This window comes from Herbaspirillum sp. RV1423 (assembly GCF_000577615.1).
In the GTDB taxonomy this organism is placed as follows: Bacteria; Pseudomonadota; Gammaproteobacteria; order Burkholderiales; family Burkholderiaceae_D; genus Herbaspirillum.
In genome coordinates, this window is sequence record NZ_CBXX010000001.1 from 109,514 (window position 1) to 131,074 (window position 21,561).

Genomic DNA, 21,561 nt, shown 5'->3' on the forward strand with positions numbered 1-21,561 from the left:
CTCGGAACGCCATGCCAATACTGACAGTGCTGCCGGCCAATCAAACGTTTGACCTCTGCATCGTCGGCACCGGTCCGGTCGGGCTTGCGCTGGCGATGGAAGCCGCGGCGCACGGGCTGCAAGTGCTGATGCTGGAATCCGGCAGTGCCGAATGCAATCCGGCAACGCAGGAGTGGTCGCGCGCCGCCATCCTCGATGAAAAAACCCATGCGCCCATGGAGCTGGCTTCGAATCGCGCCCTGGGCGGCAGTTCCTGGCTGTGGGGCGGGCGCTGCGTGCCGTTCGAGGCGATCGATTTTGAAGCGCGCAACTACGTGCCGCACTCCGGCTGGCCGTTCACGCTGGAAGAAGTCCTGCCCTGGTACGGCAAAGCCGCCGACTACCTCGACTGCGGCAACGAACAGTTCCGCAAGGCGCCGCTGCGCTGGCCGGAGATGGACGACATCGAACTGTCGCAACTGGAGCGCTGGACGCGCCAGCCCAAACTCGCGCCGCGCCTGGGACCGCGCGCACTGGCCTCGCCCGGCATCCACATCCTGTTCAACGCCACCGTCACCAGCATCGCCTTCGCGGACGATGAACGCAGCGTCAAATTCCTGCAGGCCCATCACAAGAAATCCGTGGTCGCCGTGCATGCGCGGCACTACGTGCTGGCGGGCGGCGGAATGGAAACCACGCGCCTGCTGCTGTCGGCGCAGCAAGGATATCCGGCATTGTTCGGCGGCATCGGCGGGCCGCTCGGACGCTATTACATGGGCCACATTTTCGGCAGCATCGCGAACATCGTGCTGACGCGGCCGGACGATTTTTCCGATCTCGATTTTTTCACCGACGACAGCGGGACGTATGTCCGGCGCCGCTTCACCCTGACCGCAGCGGCGCAGCGCCGGGACCACGTATTCAATACTTCGTTCTTCGCGGACAATCCACCGTTCCATGACGAACGTCATCGCAATCCGACGTTGTCGCTGGTCTTCCTCGGCTTGTCGTTTCCCGCAATCGGACGGCGCATGATTTCGGAAGCGATCCGTCTGCGCCATCTGGGTCCGCCGCCTCATCGTTACGGCGCACATTTTCTGAATATCCTGCGCCGCCCCTGGCAAGCGGTCACCGACGTTGTCGCGATACTGCGCCTGCGTTATTTCTCCGCGGTGCGCAAGCCGGGTTTCGTGCTGCGCAACCAGGGCGGCGCTTATGCGCTGAACTATCACGCCGAGCAGATTCCGAATCCGGAAAGCCGCGTCACGTTGAATCAGGAATGCGATGCACATGGCGTGCCGCGCCTGACCATCGATTTCCGTTACCTGAGGGCCGATGCCGAGTCGGTGCTGAAAGCACACGAGATTCTGGATCGGGGGCTGCGCGCTGCCGGCAAAGGAAAAGTCGAATATCACCGCCCTCTCGGGCAGCGCATCGGCCATGTCATGGAACAGGCGACGGACGGATTCCATCAGGTCGGCACAACGCGCATGCATGACGATCCGCAATTGGGTGTGGTCGACCGACATTGCCAAGTGCATGGCGTGGCCAATCTGCATATCGCGTCGAGCAGCGTTTTTCCCACCACCGGCGAGGCCAATCCGACCTTCCTCGCGGTTGCGCTGGCAGCGCGTCTGGCGGCGCGATTATCCGACCGGCTTGCCGGTCCTCTTGCCGAACAACCGCCCATCCCCTCCCAACCAGGAACTCCACGCATGCATTCCATCCGCATTCCCGGCACTGCGTTCGACGTCAGCCGCCTGTCTTTCGGCACCGCCAGCCTGCACCACCTGTTCAAGGAATCGCAACGGCAAGCCTTGTTGACGGCGGCGCTGGATGCCGGCTTCACGCATTTCGACACCTCGCCCTATTACGGTTTCGGACTCGCCGAACAATCGCTGGGCGAGTTGCCGGCAAGCGCACTGCAGCACATCACCATCGCCAGCAAAGTCGGCCTGTACGGCCCCGACGGCGCCGGTCCTGGGGTGCCTGAACTCCTGCTGCGCAAGATCGCCGGCAAGGCGCTGCCGTTCCTCAACAAACCGGTGGCCGACTGGACCATCGCACGCGCGCAAAAAAGTCTGGAAGGCAGTCTGCGCCGTCTGCGCCGCGACTGGCTGGATATTCTGTTTTTGCATGAACCGGCGCAGGCGCTGATTGCCACCGACGAGTGGCAGCGCTGGCTCGAATCCCTGGTGCAGTCCGGCAAAATCCGGCATTTCGGCATTGCCGGCGAAGCGCCGCTGATTGCGGCGATGCTGGAAGCCAGTCCGTCGCTGGCGCAAGTAGTGCAGGTGCGCGACAGTCTCGACAAACGCCAGGCCGACGTGCTTGCCAGGCATCAGCGCGCGCTGCAATTCACCTACGGCTATCTGGCCAGCGGCACGCAGCCGGAAACGGATGCCGCTGCCGTCTTGCGTCAGGCATTGCAACGCAACGCCACCGGCTCCATCCTGGTCTCGACCCGGCGTGTGGAGCGCGTGGCGGCGCTGGCGCGCGCCGTGCAATAGCAGCGCGTCAGCGATCGATTTTCAATACCAGATAACAGGCATTGCCGTCATAGCTGGCGATTTTTTTCGCCAGCGCGGCGTCGGCATTCCCATACGGCGAGAAGCCGCGCCGTTGCCAGTAAGCAGCGGAATCATTGACCGCGATCAGTGCCGCATGACTATACCCGCTGCTCAGCGCCTGCTGTCGGATCAGTTCCACCAATGCACCGCCCAGGCCGGACTGGCGCGCCGCTTCGGTCAACGCCACATCATGCAGGTACAGGCAATCCGCGTGCACCGGCAAGCGATGCAACAGCGAATTCAAGGCCGGCGGCTGACCGAGGACTGCCGGGTGCATGATGGCATAACCGCGGGCATGGCCTCGCGCGCCGTCATCATGGCCGACGGCAATCCAGCATCCCTGTTCGAATAAGCGCAGGCGCTCGGCAAACACCTCGGGCGATTCCGGATAATCGGGGTGCACCAGCCCGGCAATCGCCACGACGGCGGAAAGATCGCTTTCCTGCATCGGTCGCCACGCCATGCTGCTTGTCACTTCATCGTTTTTCATCTTCGACAACTTTTCCTGTCTTTTCAGGCGACGTTCGCGCCAAGTTCACAAACCGGTCATATTCTTTGCACATACTGCACGGCACCTTGCATGAGCAAAAGGATTTCCATGAACGCCGTACTCTTGCCTGCCACCAGATTGATGGAGCAGCTCCGGCTGCTGCCGAAGTTCCTGCTCGTGACGCTCATGTTCATGCTGCCCTTGTTGCTGGTGACCGGATTATTGTTCAACGAACTGGAAAAGTCGATTGCTCTCACCAAGGCAGAGCAAACCGGCCTGCGCCTGGTGGCCAAAGCCGAAGATCTCAATCTGCTCCTGCAACAGCATCGCGCCGTGCGCCATATGGCGTTGGGCGGCAACGCCAAGGTCCAGCCGCAAACGGCGCAAATCCAAAACGCCATTGCCCGGTCGCTGGCCGATCTTGAGCGCGACGGTTCGCGCTTCAGCAAACTCGGGCTGAGCGACGCGCTGGCCGGCATCAAGAAAGACTGGACTGCGCTGGCCGCAAAGAACGACATCCAGGCCAAAGAAAGCTACGCGGCACATTCGACCCTGATCGCGCAACTGCAAAAGTTTAAAACCGGGATTGCCGACCGCACCAACCTGCGTCTCGATCCTGAAACCAACACGCATTACCTGGCCCTGACCTTGCTGGACAACATCCCGGCGCTCAATGAAAACCTGCTGACGATTTCCGGCCGTGGCGCGTCGTATATCGACACCGGCCTGCTGGAAGCCAACGAAGACGTGATGCTGGCCTCGACCGTGACCATGGGGCGTTTCGCGCTGACGCAATTGTCGGGCAAGCTCGATGCGCTGTTCTACGACACACCGCAATGGAAGACGCAACTAAGCCAGCAACTGGCGGCCTTGCCGGCGACGTCGGCATTCTTCGACCGGGCCACCGACGAAGTCCTGAAGTCGCTCGAACAGACTTCCGGCGAGCAGTTCTTCGCCGCCGGTCAGCAATCGGTGCAACGCCTGCAAGCACTGTCGAACGCGGCAACGCAATTGCTCAATGCCGAACTCGGCGAACGCATAGACCATTACAGCCTGCGCCGCAACGTGATCATGGCGGCAGTGCTGGCGGTGCTGACAATTGCGGCCTATCTGCTGGCCGGTTTCTATCTTTCGTTCAAGGTGGAGATCAACTTCCTGGGCCGCGCGGTGGAGAGTACGGCCGCCGGCGACTTGCGCCACCATAGCGTGTCGCACGGCAAGGATGAAATTTCGCAGTTGGTCGGTTCCTTCAGCGGCATGAACGCCAGCCTGGCGCAATTGATCGCCGATGTGCGCAGCAGCGCCAAGATCATCGCGGTGGCTTCGCGCGAAATTGCGCACGGCAACGGCGACCTGTCCAACCGCACGGAGTCGCAAGCCTCCCGCCTGCAAGAGACTGCTTCATCGATGGAAGATCTGACCGTCACCGTGAGAAAGAACGCCCTGAGCGCCGAACAGGCCAATGAGCTGGCAGCGTCGGCATCCCGCTTCGCGGTCAAAGGCGGTGAAGTCGTCGGCAATGTGGTCCAGACCATGGAATCGATCAGGCAAAGTTCCGACAAGATCGTCGACATTATCGGCGTGATCGACAGCATCGCCTTCCAGACCAATATCCTGGCGCTCAATGCCGCAGTCGAAGCGGCACGCGCCGGCGAACAGGGCCGCGGCTTTGCCGTGGTGGCGACCGAAGTGCGCGCGCTGGCGCAACGCTCGGCCAGCGCGGCCAAAGAGATCAAGCAACTGATCGGCGACTCGGTCGGCAAGGTCGAAACCGGCGGTAAGCAAGTACAGGAAGCAGGCGACACCATGAAACAGATCGTCCGCGCGATCCGGCAAGTGGCCGAGATCGTCGGCGGCATCACCGCCGCCAGCCACAAGCAAAGCGCCGGCATTGCCGAAGTCAACAATGCCGTCTCGGAAATCGATTCGATCACGCAGCAAAATGCCGCGCTGGTGGAACAAGCGGCGGCCGCCGCCGAAAGCTTGCAGGAACAGGCCGACTCGCTGGCGCGTGCGGTCAGCGTGTTCAAACTGGAGCATGCCGGAGAAGAAACCGGCTCCGCCCTCCTGCCGGCCGCTGCTCACGGGACGCCTCGCTTTGCGCTGCCGCACCGGCAAGATAATCTGCCGCCGTCCACATTGTCCAATCTTGCACGGACTTCCTCCCCCGGCAAGGGAATGGAAAGACAAGCTGCCTGATGCCGCGCAACTCTCGGTGTCCGAATACGGGGAGCGGATGCAAAAAAAGCTGCCAAGGCGGTAATAGGTAATACCGTTCGGTTAAGCCCATTTTCCCAGCCGTCGTCCCAGCACGCTGGGCCCCAGTGACATGACGACGTCCGATACGACGCTGGGTCCTGACTTTCATCAGGACGACGGTTGTGATGGACTGACGATGCGATAAAGAGTTTTTTGAACTTAACTGAACAGCATTAGCCGATGACGGGCAAATGCCATTCAGTGAAGCCTGTTTTCCCGGCCGTCGTCCCAGCGCGCCGGGAGCCAGTGACGTGACGACATCCGCCGCGACGCTGGGTCCTGACTTTCGTCAGGACGACGGTTGTGATGGACTGACGATGCGATAAAGAGTTTTTTGAACTTAACTGAACGGTATTACTGAATGGTATTACTGCCTTGGCAGCTTTTTATTCTTCGTCCGCTCTTCCGGTACCGTCCGGACGGATCAAGCGCGCGGCCTGAGCAATTGCAGGATGCTGGTCAACTCGACGCGCATCGCTTCGATTTCTTGCGCGCCCATCGAGATGTCAATTTCTTCGACGATTTCCGACTGGTCTTCGTGCATGTGACCGTCGAGCTTGTTGCGGGCGCCGCTGATGGTGAAGCCTTGCTCGTAGAGCAGTTCGCGGATGCGGCGGATCAGCAGCACTTCATGATGCTGGTAATAGCGGCGATTGCCGCGCCGCTTGACCGGCTTCAACTGGGTGAATTCCTGCTCCCAGTAGCGCAACACATGCGGCTTGACGCCGCACAACTCGCTGACCTCACCGATGGTGAAATAGCGCTTGGCGGGAATCGGCGGCAATACGATGACCGCAGGTTTATTGACGCGTTCGTTCATGGAGTTGGATTACATTACACCGCGAGGGCGAGGGGCTGGCTGCTGGAGACCTCAACCATTTCCTTGAGTTTCTGGCTGGCGTGGAAGGTAACGACACGGCGCGCGGTGATGGGAATCTCTTCACCGGTCTTGGGATTGCGGCCGGGACGCTGCGGCTTGTCGCGCAACTGAAAGTTGCCGAACCCGGACAGTTTGACAGCCTCGCCGCGTTCCAGCGCATTGCGAATTTCGTCGAAGAAAGTTTCAACCATGTCTTTTGCTTCACGCTTGTTAAGACCGACCTGCTCGAACAAAAGTTCGGCAAGCTCGGCCTTGGTCAGCGTCGGGAGATTTTTTTCCGCTTGCGAACGCACCTGGGCTTCCAGTACGGCACGTTGCAAGTCGGCATCCAGCACAGATTGAAATTCGCTTGAATTCACGTTGTTCATGACGAGTGATTTGCCTGTTCTCTACCGATTCTTTATAAATTGTTAAGCACGCATTTTGGCGGCAAGTTTTCCCGTCGCGGCGGCCACTATGGCGCTCATCGCAACATCAACCGTGTCGTCCTGGAGTGTGTTTTGAGTATCTTGCAAGGTGAATCGGAAAGCAAGACTTTTTTCGTCATTTTCCAAACCCTTTCCTTGATATTCATCAAATAAAACAATGGCTTGGATGATTGCACATGCCGCGTTGCCCTGCTTTTCGGCGGCAAAAATATCAAGCAGCGCCTGCACTTGCACGGACTGTTTGACCACCAGCGCGAGGTCGCGCGTGACTGCCGGAAACTTGGAAATCTCGACGTAGGCAGGCACGTTACGCTCCTGCAACGCGACTGCATCCACCTCGAACACGACCGGCGCCAGCGGCAAGTCGTATTTCTGTTGCAGGCGCGGATGCAGTTCGCCGATCAGGCCGATGCTGTTGCCGTCCAGTTCGACTTGCGCCGAACGTCCCGGATGCAGCGCCGGATGTTCCGTGCGCACAAGGCGCAGGGCGCGCGGCGCGAACAAGGCTTCCAGATCGGCTTTGACATCGAAGAAATCGACATTGCGCGTAGTCAGGCCCCATTGCTCTTCCGCCACGGGACCATAGGCCAGGCCGGCGACGCGCTTGGGCTGACGATAGCCGGCGACTTCCAGCGGACCGTCCTGCACCTTGCTGTCGCGCTGGAACACGGCGCCGACTTCGAACACGCGCACGCGGTTGGCCTTGCGGTTGATGTTGTAGCGCACATTGGCGACCAGACTGGCGATCAGCGAGGAACGCATGACGTTCATCTGGCTGGCGATCGGATTGAGCAGCTTGATCGGTTCACGGTTGCCGGCGAAGTCGACTTCCCATCCCGCATCGACGAAGCTGAAGTTGACCACTTCCTGATAGTCGAGGTCAGCCAGTTGGTGTCGGATGGCGAACAGTGAACGGATATTTTCCGGTGCGATTTTCATCGCATTGGCGGCCACCGGCGGCAAGGCCGGAATGTTTTCAAAACCGTAGACGCGCGCGATTTCTTCGATCAGGTCTTCCTCGATTTCGATGTCGAAGCGATAGGATGGCGGCGTTACCGCGAACAGACCCGGCTCCTGAGTGAATTGCAGGCCAAGGCGTGTGAACACGTTGGCGATCAGTTCATCCGTGATGTCCACACCGATGACCTTGGCCGCGCGCGCGGTGCGCACCTTGACCGGTTCGCGCTTGGGCAGATTGACGGTCTGATCGTCGACCGGACCAATCCTTGTGTCGGGCGTGCCGCAAATTTCGATCAGCAGGGCGGTGATGCGTTCGATGTGCTCGACCACGGTGGCGAAATCGACGCCGCGCTCGAAGCGATGCGCCGCATCGGTCGAAAAGTTGTAGCGGCGCGCGCGGCCCTGGATCGCTTGCGGGAACCAGAATGCGGCTTCCAGATAAATGTTGGTGGTCTCGAGCGACACGGCGGTGGCGTCGCCGCCCATGATGCCGGCCAGCGATTCGAGCTCCTTGTCGTCGGCGATCACGCCGACCCATTCGTCAACATCGACGGTATTGCCATTGAGGAGCTTGATCTGTTCGCCCTTCTTGCCCCAGCGCACGTCAAGGCCGCCGTGGATCTTGTCGAGATCGAACACGTGCGACGGACGGCCGAGTTCCAGCATGACGTAATTGGAGATGTCGACCAGCGCGGAGATCGGACGCTGGCCGCTGCGCTCAAGGCGTTGCTTCATCCATTGCGGCGTCACAGCCTTGGCGTTGAGGCCGCGGATCACGCGACCGGCAAAACGGCCGCAAAGATCGGGGGCGGAAATCCTGACCGGCAATTTTTCATCGATGTTGGCGGCGACAAGCTGGAACGTCGGCTGCTTGAGCGGCGTGTCGGTCAATGCCGACACTTCGCGCGCCACGCCCAGCACCGACAGGCAGTCGGCCTTGTTGGGCGTCAGCTTGATGGTGAACTTGAGGTCGTTGAGCAGGAAATAATCGCGGAAATTCTGGCCGACCGGCGCATCGTCCGGCAATTCCAGCAGGCCGCCGTGGTCTTCCGACAGCTTCAGTTCGCGCGCGGAACACAGCATGCCTTGCGACTCGACGCCGCGCAACTGGCCGACCTTGATCTCGAACGGCTTGCCGTCCGCGCCCGGCGGCAGCACCGCGCCGGCCATCGCACAAGGCACCTTCATGCCGACGCGCACATTGGGCGCGCCGCAGACGATGTTGAGGATGGTGCCGGTCTTGACGTCGACCTGGCAGACGTTGAGGCGATCGGCGTTGGGGTGCTTGGCGACTTCCAGCACTTCGCCCACAACGACGTTGGAGAATGGCGGCGCGACCGCCTCGACCTCTTCCACTTCCAGGCCGGACATCGTCAGCAAGTGCGACAACTCATCCGAAGTCATCTTCGGATCGACCATGGTGCGCAACCAGTTTTCAGAGAATTGCATGATGAATACTTTCAGCTATCGTCCGTATCAAAGACATGATGCGGACATTCCAGACAGTTCGCGGGGCCGCGCAATAGGGTTGCGCCAGCCCTGCCTCGGCATTGTTCAGTTGAATTGTTTCAGGAAGCGCAAGTCGCCTTCGTAGAACAGGCGCAGGTCGTTGATGCCATAGCGCAGCATGGTCAGGCGCTCAAGGCCTGAACCGAACGCGAAACCGATGTATTGCTCGGGATCAAGACCCATGTTGCGCACCACGGTCGGATGCACCTGTCCAGCGCCGGATACTTCCAGCCAGCGGCCTTTCAAGGGGCCGCTGCCGAAGGCGATGTCGATTTCCGCCGACGGTTCGGTGAATGGGAAATACGAAGGACGGAAGCGCACCTGCAGGTCGTCAGTCTCAAAGAACGCCTTGACGAAATTGAGGTAGACGCCCTTGAGGTCGGCGAAGCTGATGTCTTCGGCGATCCACAGGCCTTCCACCTGGTGGAACATCGGCGAATGCGTGGCATCGCTGTCGACGCGGTAGGTGCGGCCCGGCGCGATGACCTTGATCGGCGGCTTGTTCATGCGCGCGTAGCGCACCTGCATCGGGCTGGTGTGGGTGCGCAGCAGCAGGGGCTTGCCTTGCGTATCGTTGCCTTCGATGTAGAAGGTGTCCTGCATCGAACGCGCGGGGTGGTTTTCCGGGCTGTTCAGTGCGGAGAAATTAGTCCAGTCGGTTTCGATTTCCGGGCCGTCGGCGACGTCGAAGCCGATCGAACGGAAAATCTCTTCAACGCGTTGCCACGAGCGCATCACCGGATGGATACCGCCCTTGCCGCGACCGCGGCCCGGCAAGGTCACATCGATCGCTTCCGCATTCAGACGCTCCTGCATCTGCGCGTTGGCGAGCGCATCGCGGCGCGCAGACAGCGCGTTCTCGATCTGCTCCTTGGCGGCGTTGATGACGGAGCCTTGTACTTTGCGCTCTTCCGGCGCCAGCTTGCCCAGGCCCTTCATTTGCTCGGTGATCTGGCCGGTCTTGCCGAGATATTTGGCTTTGGCGTTTTCCAGGGCTGCGGCGTCAGGTGCGCCAGCGAAGTCGGCCTGGGCCTGTGCAACGAGTTGTTCTAGGGGATTCATGCGGTAAGTCTCGCTCCATTCAGATGGCAATCTGAGAAATCTAAGAACCGGTCCGGCTCTGACGACGAAGTCGAAAAAATGAAATCGAAAATGAAATACTGAGATTCAAAACGAATACGGGGCACAGGTATTTCACCTCTGCCCCGCAGGATTTGCAGCGTCATCCGAAACCGGACGACGACCGCAACAAAGCTAATTACTTAGCGATGTTGGCTTTCACCTGATTGACAATCGCAGCAAACGCCGGCTTGTCAGTCACAGCCATATCGGCCAGAACCTTGCGGTCCAGTTCAATCGAGGCACGCTTCAGGCCATTCATGAACACGCTGTAGGTAACGCCATGCTCACGAGCGGCAGCGTTGATACGAGCGATCCACAATGCACGGAATACGCGCTTCTTGTTGCGGCGGTCACGGTAAGCGTATTGACCCGCGCGCATGACTGCTTGCTTGGCAATACGGTAGACGGTGCTGCGGCGACCACGGTAGCCCTTGGCTTGCGCCAGGACTTTTTTATGACGGGCACGTGCTGTTACCCCACGTTTAACTCTAGGCATAGTAGCTCCTTAGTGTGAGGTTAAGCGAACGGCAGCATTGCACGAACCGATGTCAGGTTAGTCTCATGGACTCCCACTGCACCGCGCAATTGACGTTTGTTCTTGGTGGTCTTCTTGGTCAGGATGTGACGTTTGAACGCTTGGCCGCGTTTAACGGTACCGCCTGGACGGACGCGGAAGCGCTTTTTGGCGCTGCTTTTCGTCTTCATTTTTGGCATAACACTATCTGCCCTTTTGGGGACAGCTCCATTTTTTGATGATTGCAGGTGGCAGCAATGCGCTGCTCTTGGATGCCTGCTCTCACTTATTGGCAGCAGTTTTCACTGCTGCTTTTGCGGAAAACAAAACGACTGTTTCCCGGCAAAATCTTCGGTTTCGCCACAGCTATCGCTTGCGAGACCGGAATACGCATCGCAATGGATCAATTACCTTGCGATGCGCGAAAAAGCATGGCTTACTTTTTCTTCTTCGGCGCCAGGACCATGATCATCTGGCGGCCTTCCATCTTCGGAAACTGCTCGACCTGACCGAACGGCTCCAAGTCAGTCTTCAAGCGCTCCAACATGCGCATGCCGATCTCCTGGTGAGCCATTTCACGACCGCGGAAACGCAGCGTGATCTTGGTCTTGTCACCCTCTTCCAGGAATTTGGTCAGATTGCGCAGCTTGATGTTGTAATCGCCGTCATCCGTGCCAGGGCGGAACTTGACTTCCTTGACCTGAATGACTTTCTGCTTCAGCTTGGCTTCATGAGCTTTCTTCTGCTCCTGATACTTGAATTTGCCATAATCCATCAAGCGTGCAACAGGCGGTTGTGCAGTTGGCGCGATTTCCACCAAGTCCACGTTCGCCTCTTCCGCCAGACGGAAAGCCTCTGCCAAATTTACGATACCAAGCGGTTCGTTATTGACCCCGGATAAACGCAATTCCGGTGCGGTAATTTCACCGTTGATGCGATGCGACTTGTCAGTAGCTATTGCAGTTTCCTTTTAAAATCCAATAAATTAAGCCGTGCTCTTGCGCTGGAAGGAGCTTCGCTCCCTTAGGCTTTGGCTTCCACCTCAATTTTGAGACGTTCCGCCAAAACGTCGATGGGCATGACACCCAGATCGACATTGCCCCGCGCACGCACGGCCACTGTGTTTGTATCGCGCTCTTTATCGCCGACCACCAGAATATAGGGCGGCTTCTGTAAAGAATGCTGCCGTATTTTATAGGTAATCTTCTCGTTACGCAAATCAGTCTCTACTCTAAACCCTTGTTTTTTCAGCGTTTGCGCAACGTTTTTCACGTATTCCGATTGCGCATCGGAAATATTCAGGATGACAACTTGCACCGGAGCAAGCCAGGAAGGCATCGCGCCGGCGTGGTTTTCGATCAGGATCGCGATAAAACGCTCCAGCGAACCGACGATCGCACGGTGCAGCATGACCGGCACCTTGCGATCGTTGTCTTCCGTGACATATTCCGCGCCCAGGCGCGCCGGCATCGAGAAATCGACCTGCATGGTGCCGCATTGCCAGGAACGGCCGATCGAGTCCTTCAGATGGTATTCGATCTTCGGACCGTAGAAGGCGCCCTCGCCAGGCAACTCTTCCCACTCCGTGCCGGACGCGCGGATCGCTTCGCGCAAGGCGTTTTCAGCCTTGTCCCAGACGGCTTCTTCGCCGATGCGCTTTTCCGGACGCAAGGCCAGCTTCACGGCGACGTCGGCAAAGCCGAAATTGGTATAGACCTCGCGCACCACCTTGTTGAAGGCGGCGACTTCTTCCTGTACTTGGTCTTCCGTACAGAAAATGTGGCCGTCGTCCTGGGTGAAGCCGCGCACCCGCATCATGCCGTGCAGCGCGCCGGACGGCTCGTTGCGGTGGCACTGGCCGAATTCGCCGTAGCGCAGCGGCAAGTCGCGGTAGCTGTGCAGGCCGGAATTGAAAATCTGGATGTGACCCGGGCAGTTCATCGGCTTGAGGGCATAGGCGCGATTTTCCGACTCGGTCGTGAACATGTTTTCACGGTAGTTTTCCCAGTGGCCGGTCTTTTCCCACAGCGAGCGATCAAGTATCTGCGGCGCCTTGACTTCCTGATAACCATTGTCCTGGTAAACGCGGCGCATGTATTGCTCGACCTGCTGCCAGATCGACCAGCCTTTCGGATGCCAGAAAATCAGGCCCGGCGCTTCGTCCTGGAAATGGAAGAAGTCGAGCGCGCGGCCCAGCTTGCGGTGGTCGCGCTTTTCGGCCTCCTCCAACATGTGCAGGTAATTTTCCTGATCTTCCTTCTTGGCCCAGGCAGTGCCATAGACACGCTGCAGCATCTCGTTGTTGGAATCGCCGCGCCAGTAGGCGCCGGCCAGCTTCATCAGTTTGAAGACCTTCAGCTTGCCTGTGGACGGCACATGCGGACCGCGGCACAGGTCGGTGAAGTTGCCTTCGGTATAGAGCGAGACATCCTGATCCTGCGGAATGGACTCGATGATTTCCGCCTTGTAGGCTTCACCGATGGACTTGAAATAAGCCACCGCTTCATCGCGCGGCAACACCTTGCGGGTGACCAGCTCGTCCTTCTTGGCCAGCTCGGCCATTTTCTTTTCGATGGCGACCAGGTCTTCCGGCGTAAAGGGGCGCTTGTACGAGAAGTCGTAATAGAAGCCGTTGTCGATCACCGGTCCGATGGTCACCTGCGCATCCGGGAACAGCTCTTTCACCGCATACGCCAGCAAATGGGCGGTGGAGTGGCGAATCACTTCAAGGCCATCCGCATCCTTGTCCGTCACGATGGCCAAATCGGCATCCTTTTCGATCAGGAACGAGGTGTCGACCAGCTTGCCGTCGACCTTGCCGGCCAGCGCGGCCTTGGCCAGACCTGCGCCGATGTTGGCGGCGACTTGCGCCACAGTGACGGGAGCATCGAATTGACGTTGCGAACCATCGGGAAGACGAACTGAAACCATTTTGCACTCCATCTCGGCAAGCAATGTGCCGACGCGTAATTGAATGAACAGCGATTGAATACGGAAAATACGGACGAAAAAAAACGCGGACCAGCCGCGCTTTTTCAGAAGACGAAAAAGAACCCGACTAGCGTCGCGTGGTCACCCTGGTGGTAGTTCGCGGTGTCATAACCGGTTTGCCTTTCTCGCTCTTACAGATATTGGATGTTGGTGCTGCACAGACACATGATCGCGCCAGCCGACGACAACCATGAAGCAGGAATAGATTATAGCAAATTAATTGCAAAATGCCGATACGAGAGCAGATTCCCGAGGCCCAGTCCTATCTGGAAAGTGGCCCCGAAGAATTTGAATCTACTCTGGTATCGGCACAGTTGAACATGGCGCGAGGTCGATGCCCTGGCCGCATTGCGGATACAAGAGGAGATTCCCGCCGCCCAGTCCTATCTGGAAAGTGGCGACGACGAAAGGTGAATCTGCTCTGGTATCGGCACGCGAATGCCAAGACGCAAGACAAGCAGGCAAACATGCCTACGCGGGAAGACTTACAAATGGATTACTTGCTACAGACATGACCGAAGCGGCCAAAAATGAAGAAGAAATGCGGGAGTAACCTTCACAAGCTGATCGAACACTTTTTATTGCTTTTCGACCAGCTCCCCGGTACGAGACCGGACAACAGCAACTACTATAACACATAATCTGCGCATGACCAACCCCTGCCAATCCGGATAACAACACCGGACTGACAGGGCCGGATTCTGCTTGCCGCACTATCAACCGATACTCTTTCCCTCCAGCGCTGCCGCCAGCACGCGGGCGACATGGACGGCGTCGCGTCCTGCGCCGTCGTGGATCTGATGACGGCAACTGGTGCCGTCAGCCACGACGATGGCGTCCGCCGCCGCTTTGCGCACCGCCGGCAACAGGGACAGCTCCGCCATCGCCATCGAAGTTGCGTAGTGCTCCTTCTCATAACCGAAACTCCCCGCCATGCCGCAGCAAGACGACTCCACCACCGACACGTCGGCCTGCGGAATCCATTGCAGCACGGCCGACACAGGACGAAAAGCATCGAATGCCTTTTGGTGGCAATGTCCGTGCAATACGATCTTGCCGGACGGCAGCGGTTTCAGGTCGAGCTTCACGCGCCCTGCCTTCTGCTCCCTCACCAGGAACTCTTCAAACAGGAACGCCGACTTCGCCAGTTGCTGCGCCTCTTCGCCGTAACCGTAGCTGAGGAACTCGTCGCGCAAGGACAAAAGGCATGACGGCTCCAATCCGACCACGGCAACGCCCTTGCGCACATACGGCATCAAGGCATCAAGCGTGCGTCGCGCCTCGGCCTTGGCCTGATCAACCAGGCCGGCTGCCAGATAGGTGCGACCGCAGCATAAAGGCCGCTGCCCGGGCAAGGCGTTGAAATGCACTTTATACCCGGCCGCCTCCAGTACCCGCTGCGCGGCGCGCGCATTTTCGGGCTCGAAGTGATTGTTGAAGGTATCGACGAACAACAGGACTTCTTTGCCCGCATCGCTCGCCGATGAACTACCTGCATCGCTCAGGAAGGATTTCCTGAAATGCGGCAACGACCGTTGCGGCGCCAACCCGAGCAAACCCTTCACCCATCCCGAGAGGAGCGGAATTCTTTCCGCCAGCGCCAGCGCGCCGCCGACACGGCCGGCATACGATGCGTATACCGGCATCCGGGCGATCAATTTGTCGCGCAGCCGGACGCCGTTCGTCGCCGCCCACGCCGCACGCGCCTCGATCTTAATCTTGGCCATGTCGACGCCGGTCGGGCAATCGCGCTTGCAGCCCTTGCACGAGACGCACAAGTCGAGTACTTCCTTGACTTCCCTGCTTGCCAGCCCCTCGCTGCCGAGCTGGCCCGACAAGGCCAGCCGCAAGGTGTTGGCGCGGCCGCGCGTGACATGTTTCTCGTCGCGGGTGACGCGGTAACTCGGGCACATGGTGCCGGCATCGAACTTGCGGCAATGGCCATTGTTGTTGCACATCTCGACCAGCTTCGCGAGGCCTTCGCTGCGGTCGCCGCCGCTGCCCGGCGCGCTTTCCTTGCCGCTCAGCGGATCGCGTGTGACGTTCCATGACGACCAGTCCAGCGCGGGGCGATACGGCAGTTCACGATACCCCGGCGCGAAGCGGAAGTTGACGGCGTCGTCCATCTTCGGCGGACGCACGATCTTGTCCGGGTTGAAGCGGTTGTCGGGATCGAACAAGTCCTTGATCTCGCTGAAGGCGGCATTGAGTTTCGGTCCGTATTGCCACGCCACCCATTCACCGCGGCACAACCCATCGCCGTGTTCGCCCGAATAAGCGCCCTTGTATTTGCGCACCAGCACGGCGGCGGCTTCGGCAATCTCGCGCATGTCTTTCGCACCGCCGCGCCGCATGTCGAGGATCGGCCGCACGTGCAAGGTGCCGACGCTGGCATGCGCGTACCAGGTGCCTTCGGTGCCGTACTTGTGGAACACCTCGGTGAGCTGGCTGGTGTAATCGGCCAGGTGTTCAAGCGGCACCGCGCAGTCTTCGATGAAGGAGACCGGCTTGCCGTCGCCTTTCATGCTCATCATGATGTTCAGGCCTGCCTTGCGCACGTCCCACAGGGCTTTCTGCTCGTTGGCGTCCGGCATGTCGACGACCGCGCCGGGCAGGCCGAGGTCGCTCATCAGTTCGCCGAGATGCTTCAGTTTTTCCAGTTGCCGGTTGAGATTTTCACCCGCGAATTCCACCAGCAGGATCGCTTCCGGCTGTCCAACCAGCGCTTTTTCGATCACCAGCCTGAAGGCCGGATTGCTCATCGCGAGATCAATCATGGTGCGGTCGACGAGTTCAACGGCAGTCGGACCCAGCTTGACGATATGCCGGGTCATGTCCATCGACTGATAGAAGGTCGGGAAATTGACCACGCCCAGCACCTTGTGCGCCGGCAGTGGCATGAGCGCCAGCGTGATCTGGCGGCTGTAGGCCAGCGTTCCTTCCGAACCGATCAGGATATGCGCCAGGTTGGCGACGCCATCGTCGGTGTAGGCGCGCGGATTCTGGCAATCGAAAATGTCGATGTTGTAGCCCGCCACGCGGCGCAACACTTTGGGAATGCGCTCGACGATTTCCCCGCGTTCGCGCTGCGCGATGGCTTGCAGGCCGCGCACGATGTCGCCGATGCGGCCGCCTCCCGGCATCTCCGGCAGACGACCGAAGCGCCCTTCCGTGCCATCCGCCAGGATCGCATCGATCGCCATGACGTTATGCACCATGTTGCCGTACTCGATCGAGCGCGAACCGCAGGAATTGTTGCCGGACATGCCGCCGATGGTGCATTGCGCCGCCGTCGACACGTCGACCGGAAACCACAATCCGTGCGGCTTGAGCCAGGCGTTGAGATGATCGAGCACCATGCCCGGCTCGACCGTGATCGTGCGCGCAACCGGATCGAAGTCGACCACCTGGTTCAGGTATTTGCTGTTATCGATCACCAGCGCCTCGCCGACGGTCTGGCCGCACTGGCTGGTGCCGGCGCCGCGCGCCAGTACCGGCATGCGATGCTGGCGCGCGATGTCGAGCGCGAGCTTGAGGTCGGTCTGGTCGCGCGGCACCGCCACGCCCAGCGGCATGATCTGATAGATCGACGCATCGGTGGCGTAGCGGCCGCGATCAGCCTGGCCAAACATGACTTCGCCGCGCATCTCGCGCTGCAATTGCATGGCGAAAGGCGTAGCGTGAACGGTATTCCGGCCGCCGGGCGGAACGAGATGAATAGGCTTGACCAGCATGATGAAGTCCTGTCGGAAACGAAGAAGCGAAATTCAGCTCAACTCACAATGTGTCGGCGGCATGCCGACTCCTGCAGAAATAACGGAAATAACGGGAACGCGCCGCCGGCGTTCCCGATCCGAACAAATCAGGCGCGCGCCTTGACCGCATTGCCGCCGTCATCCGGCGCGGCTACCTCGAATTTGCTCTCCGGCTGCATGCGGAACGCCAACAGCACGCCAAAGCCCATCAGCACCATGCTGCCGAGGAAAGGCAGTTCCCAGTTGCCGGTCTTGTCGATCAGGTAACCGGATAGCACCGGCGAGATGATGGCCGCCAATGCCGAGCCGGTGTTCATCATGCCGCTGGCGGTGCCCGAATATTCCGGCGCAATGTCCATCGGAATCGCCCACATCGGACCGATCGTCATCTCGGCAAAAAAGAAACCCGCACTCAGGCTGAAGATGGAAATGTAAAGGCTATGTGTGAACATCAGCGGCAACAGCGACAGCAAGGTCAGCAGCATGCAGACCGACACCATGTAGCTGCGGGCCCGTTTGAGGTTGCCGGTGTTTTTCAGTATCCTGTCGCTGACGATGCCGCCCAGGGTGTCGCCGATCACGCCGGCAAAAAATACGCTGGAAGCAAACAGCGCCGATTTTTTGATGTCGAGGTCGTAGCTGTGCAGGAAGTATTGCGGAATCCAACTGAGGAACAGCCACAGCGTCCAGCCGTAACAAAAGTAGACGATGGTGACCGGCATCATGCGCTTGAACAGCGGGCCCCATGGGATTGGCGGACTCTTCTTCTTGCCCGCAGGCAGAATCGCCAGCTCTTCGGCCGTGATACGCGGATGCCTGGCAGGATCTTCGGTAAACACGAAGGCCCAGACGATGACCCACACCAGGCTGAACGCGCCAAAGATGTAGAACGATTCGCGCCAGCCGTGCACCGCCATGACGTACACCACCGCTGCCGGCGCAACCGCATTGCCGATGCGGGCAAAGGCATGGGTGATGCCTTGCGCAAAGCCGCGTTTCTCTTTCGACACCCAGCGCGACATTGCCGTCGTCGCCGCCGGGAAGGTCGCCCCCTCGCCCAGACCAAGCAGCAGACGCGCCAGCAGCAGTGAAGTCAGTCCGCCCGCAAAACCGGTCAACACCGTCGCCAGCGCCCACAGCAAACCGCAATAAATCAGCGTGCGGCGTGCGCCGAATTTATCGCTGACCCAACCGCCGATAATCTGGAAAATGAGATAGGGATAGGCGAAGGCAGAAAAGACCAGGCCGATTTCCGTCTTCGAAAGATTGAATTCCTTGGCAAATCCGGCCGCGGCGGTACTGACGTTGACGCGATCGAGATAGGTGATGAAGTACATCAGGCACAACATCAATAGCACGACGGTCGTCGCGCGCAAACGCAAGTGTCTCATTGCTTGTCTCCAGTATTGGTGCGCCGGCGCGCCGTGAAGCGATTGCGCTTCGATTCCTCTGCGGGATGTTGCCTGCACCGGACTTTCGTTATCGAGCCATGTTGCCGGCGCAGGACGTGTGTGCCGCACCGGCGTTCTTTCCTCCGTTATTGCTTGTTGCCGACGGCGCGCTCCGCCTTCTTGCGACTGCGCTTTTCAGGCGACTTTCAAGCCCGGCTTATTCTTCTTTGCGACCAGACTGTCCATCGCTGCCTGCACGCCGCTGCCGGCCAGTTTCACGCCGGCGAGCTTCAGTCCCATCTCGCAGCCGGCCAGGGTCGCCATCAACGTCAGATCGTTGGCTTCGCCCAGATGGCCGATGCGGAACATGCCGCCCTTCATTTTGCCCAGGCCCGTGCCGAGCGACATGTCGAAATTTTCGTAAATGATTTTGCGGATCGCATCGGCATCGAAACCGGCTGGCGTCATCACACCAGTCAGCACCGGCGAATACACGGCGGGATCGGCGCACTGGATTTCCAGTCCCCAGGCGGTGACCGCCTTGCGGCACGCCTCAGCCAGCCGCTCATGGCGTGCGAAGACATTATCAAGGCCTTCGCCAAGGATCATCTCGAGCGATTCGGACAAGCCATAGAGGAGATTGGTATTGGGCGTGTACGGCCAGTAACCGGTGGCGTTCATCTCGATGATCTCGGTCCAGCCCCAGAAAGCTTTCGGCAGCGTCGACCGCTTGCTCGCCTCGATCGCCTTTTTCGACACGGCGTTGAAGCTGATGCCCGGCGGCAGCATCAAGCCCTTTTGCGAACCCGAAACCGTGACGTCAACACCCCACTCGTCATGGCGATAGTCCGCCGACGCCAGGCCGGAAATCGTGTCGACCAGCAGCAGCGCCGGATGGCCCGCGGCATCGATCGCCTTGCGTACCGAGGCGATATCGGAAGTCACGCCGGTCGAGGTTTCGTTATGCACGACGCAGACCGCCTTGATCTGATGCCCGACGTCCTTGCGCAGACGATCCTCGATCCGGTCGGGCTGTACGCCGCGACGCCATCCTTCAATGCCCGGCAAGCCGAGGAATTCCGGCTTCAGCCCCAGGGCCTCGGCCATCTTCTTCCACAAGGTGGCGAAATGACCGGTTTCATACATCAGCACGTGGTCACCCGCGCTCAGGGTATTGGTCAGCGCCGCTTCCCAGGCACCGGTACCGGAGGCCGGATAAATCACCACCGGCTGCTCGGTCTTGAAGATCTTCTTGATGCCGGCCAGCACCTGCAAGCCCAGCGCGCCGAACTCAGGGCCGCGATGGTCGATGGTGGGATAACTCATGGCGCGCAAGATGCGATCGGGCACTGGGCTGGGACCAGGAATTTGCAGGAAATGGCGACCGGCGGGATGAAAGTCCAGTGTTAACATTTACTCCTCCTTGAAAATCTCGAAATTTGAATTTTGTATTTTGAATTTTGAATTCAAAATACTCTATCAGTGCAAAATGGAGACGTAAAGGCTTTTTTGATTCCGACTGCCCGTACTCCAGATATCGACTCAATGGCTCGCTTCTCGGAGAATCCTTTAAACAAGCCGACTTAAAGCGAATCCATCGTGATCAAATAGCGACAGGGCGAGATATTTTTCATCTATTTCCCGGAGAAAATCTGATATTTTTGCCATGAAAATATCAATGGTAAAATACGCCCAAGTAGGACATTAAGGATTTTGAATGCAAAATTCAGCACTTGAACTCGATAGCATCAGCACTCCCGGCATCCCCGTCGCGCTGCCCAAGCTGGAGCGTCAGCGCCTGCACGACACCGTTGTCGAACATTTGCGCAATCTGATCGTGGAAGCGGTGCTGCCGCCCGGCACCAAGCTCAACGAGCGCGAACTCTGCGAAACACTGGGGATTTCGCGCACGCCGCTGCGCGAAGCCTTGAAAGTATTGGCCGCCGAAGGCCTGATCGACATTGCTCCCAACCGCGGCGCATCGGTATCAAAGATGTCGGAAACCGAAACCCGGGAAACGTTTGAATTGATGAGCGGCCTCGAAGCGCTCTCCGGCGAACTCGCCTGTGAACGCATCACGCCGGTGGAAGTAGCCGAGATCAAGGCGTTGCATTACGCCATGCTGGCCTGCAAGGCGCAAAACGACCTGCCCGGCTATTACAGCCGCAACCAGGCGATTCACAACAAGATCAACGAAGCCGCACGCAACTCGGTGCTGCATCAGACCTACCTAGGCCTGAACCGCCGCCTTCAGGCGCTGCGCTTCAAGTCCAACTTCCGCCCGGAAAAATGGGACCGCGCCGCGCATGACCACGACGAGATGGTCAAGGCGCTGGAAGCGCGCGACGGCAAACGCCTGGCGGCGATCCTGCGCCAGCACTTGCTGGACAAGCGCGACGCCGTGCTGAACATGCCGCCGGCGAGTGCGAGAGCATTGGCGGAGAAACCGGATAATCAATAAAAACAGTTGTGACGCAGTCGCTGGAAGCCACCGTTCGCGGTGGCTTTTTTTTGCACACGGCAAAGCGCAAGGAATGAACTGAAAAGGACAAGCCGCCTGCCGACGCCACCGGCGAGGAATTGAACAAGGAAGATAAAAAGAGAAGCGCAAAAGCAAAAACGGAAGCCGAACCGCGCTTCCGTTTTATTTGCTTGATGCTGTTTGCCGAAGCTGTTGCTGCCTGCTTCGATACCAATATCCAACAACATCAGG

The 21,561-nt window shown here is 59.1% G+C and carries 16 protein-coding genes; 3 read left to right on the top strand and 13 right to left on the bottom strand.

Annotation, left to right across the window (positions count from 1 at the left end):
* The first annotated feature begins 11 nt into the window (after nt 1–11).
* Entirely contained in the window at nt 12–2,489 is a 2,478-nt protein-coding gene (locus RV1423_RS28840; protein WP_081768625.1) for an aldo/keto reductase, read from the top strand.
* Nucleotides 2,490–2,496: 7 nt separating this feature from the next.
* Here the strand turns inward: RV1423_RS28840 and RV1423_RS00520 are convergent, their stop codons facing one another.
* Entirely contained in the window at nt 2,497–3,039 is a 543-nt protein-coding gene (locus tag RV1423_RS00520; RefSeq protein WP_051516393.1) for a GNAT family N-acetyltransferase, read from the bottom strand.
* Between the two features lie 108 nt (nt 3,040–3,147).
* Between RV1423_RS00520 and RV1423_RS30865 the strand changes: the two genes are divergently transcribed.
* Nucleotides 3,148–5,238 carry a methyl-accepting chemotaxis protein gene (locus tag RV1423_RS30865; protein WP_051516395.1) on the top strand — a complete coding sequence of 697 codons (2,091 nt, stop codon included), beginning with the start codon at nt 3,148–3,150 and terminating at the stop codon, nt 5,236–5,238.
* 484 nt (nt 5,239–5,722) lie between these two features.
* Here the strand turns inward: RV1423_RS30865 and RV1423_RS00530 are convergent, their stop codons facing one another.
* The 11 genes from RV1423_RS00530 to RV1423_RS00580 all read right to left on the bottom strand — a co-directional run bounded on the left by RV1423_RS00530 (nt 5,723) and on the right by RV1423_RS00580 (nt 20,261).
* Nucleotides 5,723–6,118 (bottom strand): MerR family transcriptional regulator, encoded by a 396-nt coding sequence (locus tag RV1423_RS00530; RefSeq protein ID WP_034291978.1) that lies wholly within the window; start codon nt 6,116–6,118, stop codon nt 5,723–5,725.
* 14 nt (nt 6,119–6,132) lie between these two features.
* Nucleotides 6,133–6,546, bottom strand: coding sequence for an integration host factor subunit alpha (locus RV1423_RS00535; RefSeq protein WP_051516396.1), 414 nt, complete (start codon nt 6,544–6,546; stop codon nt 6,133–6,135).
* A gap of 42 nt (nt 6,547–6,588) precedes the next feature.
* Nucleotides 6,589–9,015 carry a phenylalanine--tRNA ligase subunit beta gene (gene pheT, locus RV1423_RS00540; protein ID WP_034291979.1) on the bottom strand — a complete coding sequence of 809 codons (2,427 nt, stop codon included), beginning with the start codon at nt 9,013–9,015 and terminating at the stop codon, nt 6,589–6,591.
* 105 nt (nt 9,016–9,120) lie between these two features.
* A complete protein-coding gene (pheS, locus tag RV1423_RS00545) occupies nt 9,121–10,137 on the bottom strand; it encodes a phenylalanine--tRNA ligase subunit alpha (protein WP_034291982.1) in 1,017 nt (338 codons plus the stop codon).
* Nucleotides 10,138–10,333: 196 nt separating this feature from the next.
* Nucleotides 10,334–10,693, bottom strand: coding sequence for a 50S ribosomal protein L20 (rplT, locus tag RV1423_RS00550; protein WP_007882754.1), 360 nt, complete (start codon nt 10,691–10,693; stop codon nt 10,334–10,336).
* 20 nt (nt 10,694–10,713) lie between these two features.
* Nucleotides 10,714–10,911 carry a 50S ribosomal protein L35 gene (gene rpmI, locus RV1423_RS00555; protein WP_034291984.1) on the bottom strand — a complete coding sequence of 66 codons (198 nt, stop codon included), beginning with the start codon at nt 10,909–10,911 and terminating at the stop codon, nt 10,714–10,716.
* 236 nt (nt 10,912–11,147) lie between these two features.
* Entirely contained in the window at nt 11,148–11,669 is a 522-nt protein-coding gene (infC, locus tag RV1423_RS00560) for a translation initiation factor IF-3 (protein WP_081768626.1), read from the bottom strand.
* Nucleotides 11,670–11,734: 65 nt separating this feature from the next.
* Nucleotides 11,735–13,642 carry a threonine--tRNA ligase gene (gene thrS, locus RV1423_RS00565; protein ID WP_034291987.1) on the bottom strand — a complete coding sequence of 636 codons (1,908 nt, stop codon included), beginning with the start codon at nt 13,640–13,642 and terminating at the stop codon, nt 11,735–11,737.
* Between the two features lie 776 nt (nt 13,643–14,418).
* On the bottom strand, nt 14,419–17,436 hold the full coding sequence (locus RV1423_RS00570; protein WP_034291989.1) for an FAD-binding and (Fe-S)-binding domain-containing protein: 3,018 nt from the start codon (nt 17,434–17,436) through the stop codon (nt 14,419–14,421).
* Between the two features lie 128 nt (nt 17,437–17,564).
* Nucleotides 17,565–18,848, bottom strand: a complete 1,284-nt coding sequence (locus tag RV1423_RS00575; protein WP_034291991.1) for an MFS transporter — start codon at nt 18,846–18,848, stop codon at nt 17,565–17,567.
* 195 nt (nt 18,849–19,043) lie between these two features.
* Entirely contained in the window at nt 19,044–20,261 is a 1,218-nt protein-coding gene (locus RV1423_RS00580) for an alanine--glyoxylate aminotransferase family protein (protein ID WP_034291993.1), read from the bottom strand.
* A gap of 304 nt (nt 20,262–20,565) precedes the next feature.
* Between RV1423_RS00580 and RV1423_RS00585 the strand changes: the two genes are divergently transcribed.
* On the top strand, nt 20,566–21,309 hold the full coding sequence (locus RV1423_RS00585) for a GntR family transcriptional regulator (protein ID WP_034291995.1): 744 nt from the start codon (nt 20,566–20,568) through the stop codon (nt 21,307–21,309).
* Here the strand turns inward: RV1423_RS00585 and RV1423_RS29615 are convergent.
* Entirely contained in the window at nt 21,303–21,557 is a 255-nt protein-coding gene (locus RV1423_RS29615; RefSeq protein WP_155834992.1) for a hypothetical protein, read from the bottom strand. The genes RV1423_RS00585 and RV1423_RS29615 overlap by 7 nt on opposite strands.
* Nucleotides 21,558–21,561 lie beyond the last annotated feature (4 nt).

What these genes read in the sequence shown, in the direction of transcription:
- pheT (WP_034291979.1), bottom strand. Translation starts at nt 9,015, where the DNA reads ATGCAATTCTCTGAAAACTGGTTGCGCACCATGGTCGATCCGAAGATG.
- RV1423_RS00585 (WP_034291995.1), top strand. Translation starts at nt 20,566, where the DNA reads ATGCAAAATTCAGCACTTGAACTCGATAGCATCAGCACTCCCGGCATC.
- pheS (WP_034291982.1), bottom strand. Translation starts at nt 10,137, where the DNA reads ATGAATCCCCTAGAACAACTCGTTGCACAGGCCCAGGCCGACTTCGCT.
- rplT (WP_007882754.1), bottom strand. Translation starts at nt 10,693, where the DNA reads ATGCCTAGAGTTAAACGTGGGGTAACAGCACGTGCCCGTCATAAAAAA.
- RV1423_RS00535 (WP_051516396.1), bottom strand. Translation starts at nt 6,546, where the DNA reads ATGAACAACGTGAATTCAAGCGAATTTCAATCTGTGCTGGATGCCGAC.
- RV1423_RS00580 (WP_034291993.1), bottom strand. Translation starts at nt 20,261, where the DNA reads ATGTTAACACTGGACTTTCATCCCGCCGGTCGCCATTTCCTGCAAATT.
- RV1423_RS30865 (WP_051516395.1), top strand. Translation starts at nt 3,148, where the DNA reads ATGAACGCCGTACTCTTGCCTGCCACCAGATTGATGGAGCAGCTCCGG.
- rpmI (WP_034291984.1), bottom strand. Translation starts at nt 10,911, where the DNA reads ATGCCAAAAATGAAGACGAAAAGCAGCGCCAAAAAGCGCTTCCGCGTC.
- RV1423_RS00520 (WP_051516393.1), bottom strand. Translation starts at nt 3,039, where the DNA reads ATGAAAAACGATGAAGTGACAAGCAGCATGGCGTGGCGACCGATGCAG.
- RV1423_RS29615 (WP_155834992.1), bottom strand. Translation starts at nt 21,557, where the DNA reads ATGTTGTTGGATATTGGTATCGAAGCAGGCAGCAACAGCTTCGGCAAA.
- thrS (WP_034291987.1), bottom strand. Translation starts at nt 13,642, where the DNA reads ATGGTTTCAGTTCGTCTTCCCGATGGTTCGCAACGTCAATTCGATGCT.
- RV1423_RS28840 (WP_081768625.1), top strand. Translation starts at nt 12, where the DNA reads ATGCCAATACTGACAGTGCTGCCGGCCAATCAAACGTTTGACCTCTGC.
- RV1423_RS00575 (WP_034291991.1), bottom strand. Translation starts at nt 18,848, where the DNA reads ATGAGACACTTGCGTTTGCGCGCGACGACCGTCGTGCTATTGATGTTG.
- RV1423_RS00530 (WP_034291978.1), bottom strand. Translation starts at nt 6,118, where the DNA reads ATGAACGAACGCGTCAATAAACCTGCGGTCATCGTATTGCCGCCGATT.
- RV1423_RS00570 (WP_034291989.1), bottom strand. Translation starts at nt 17,436, where the DNA reads ATGCTGGTCAAGCCTATTCATCTCGTTCCGCCCGGCGGCCGGAATACC.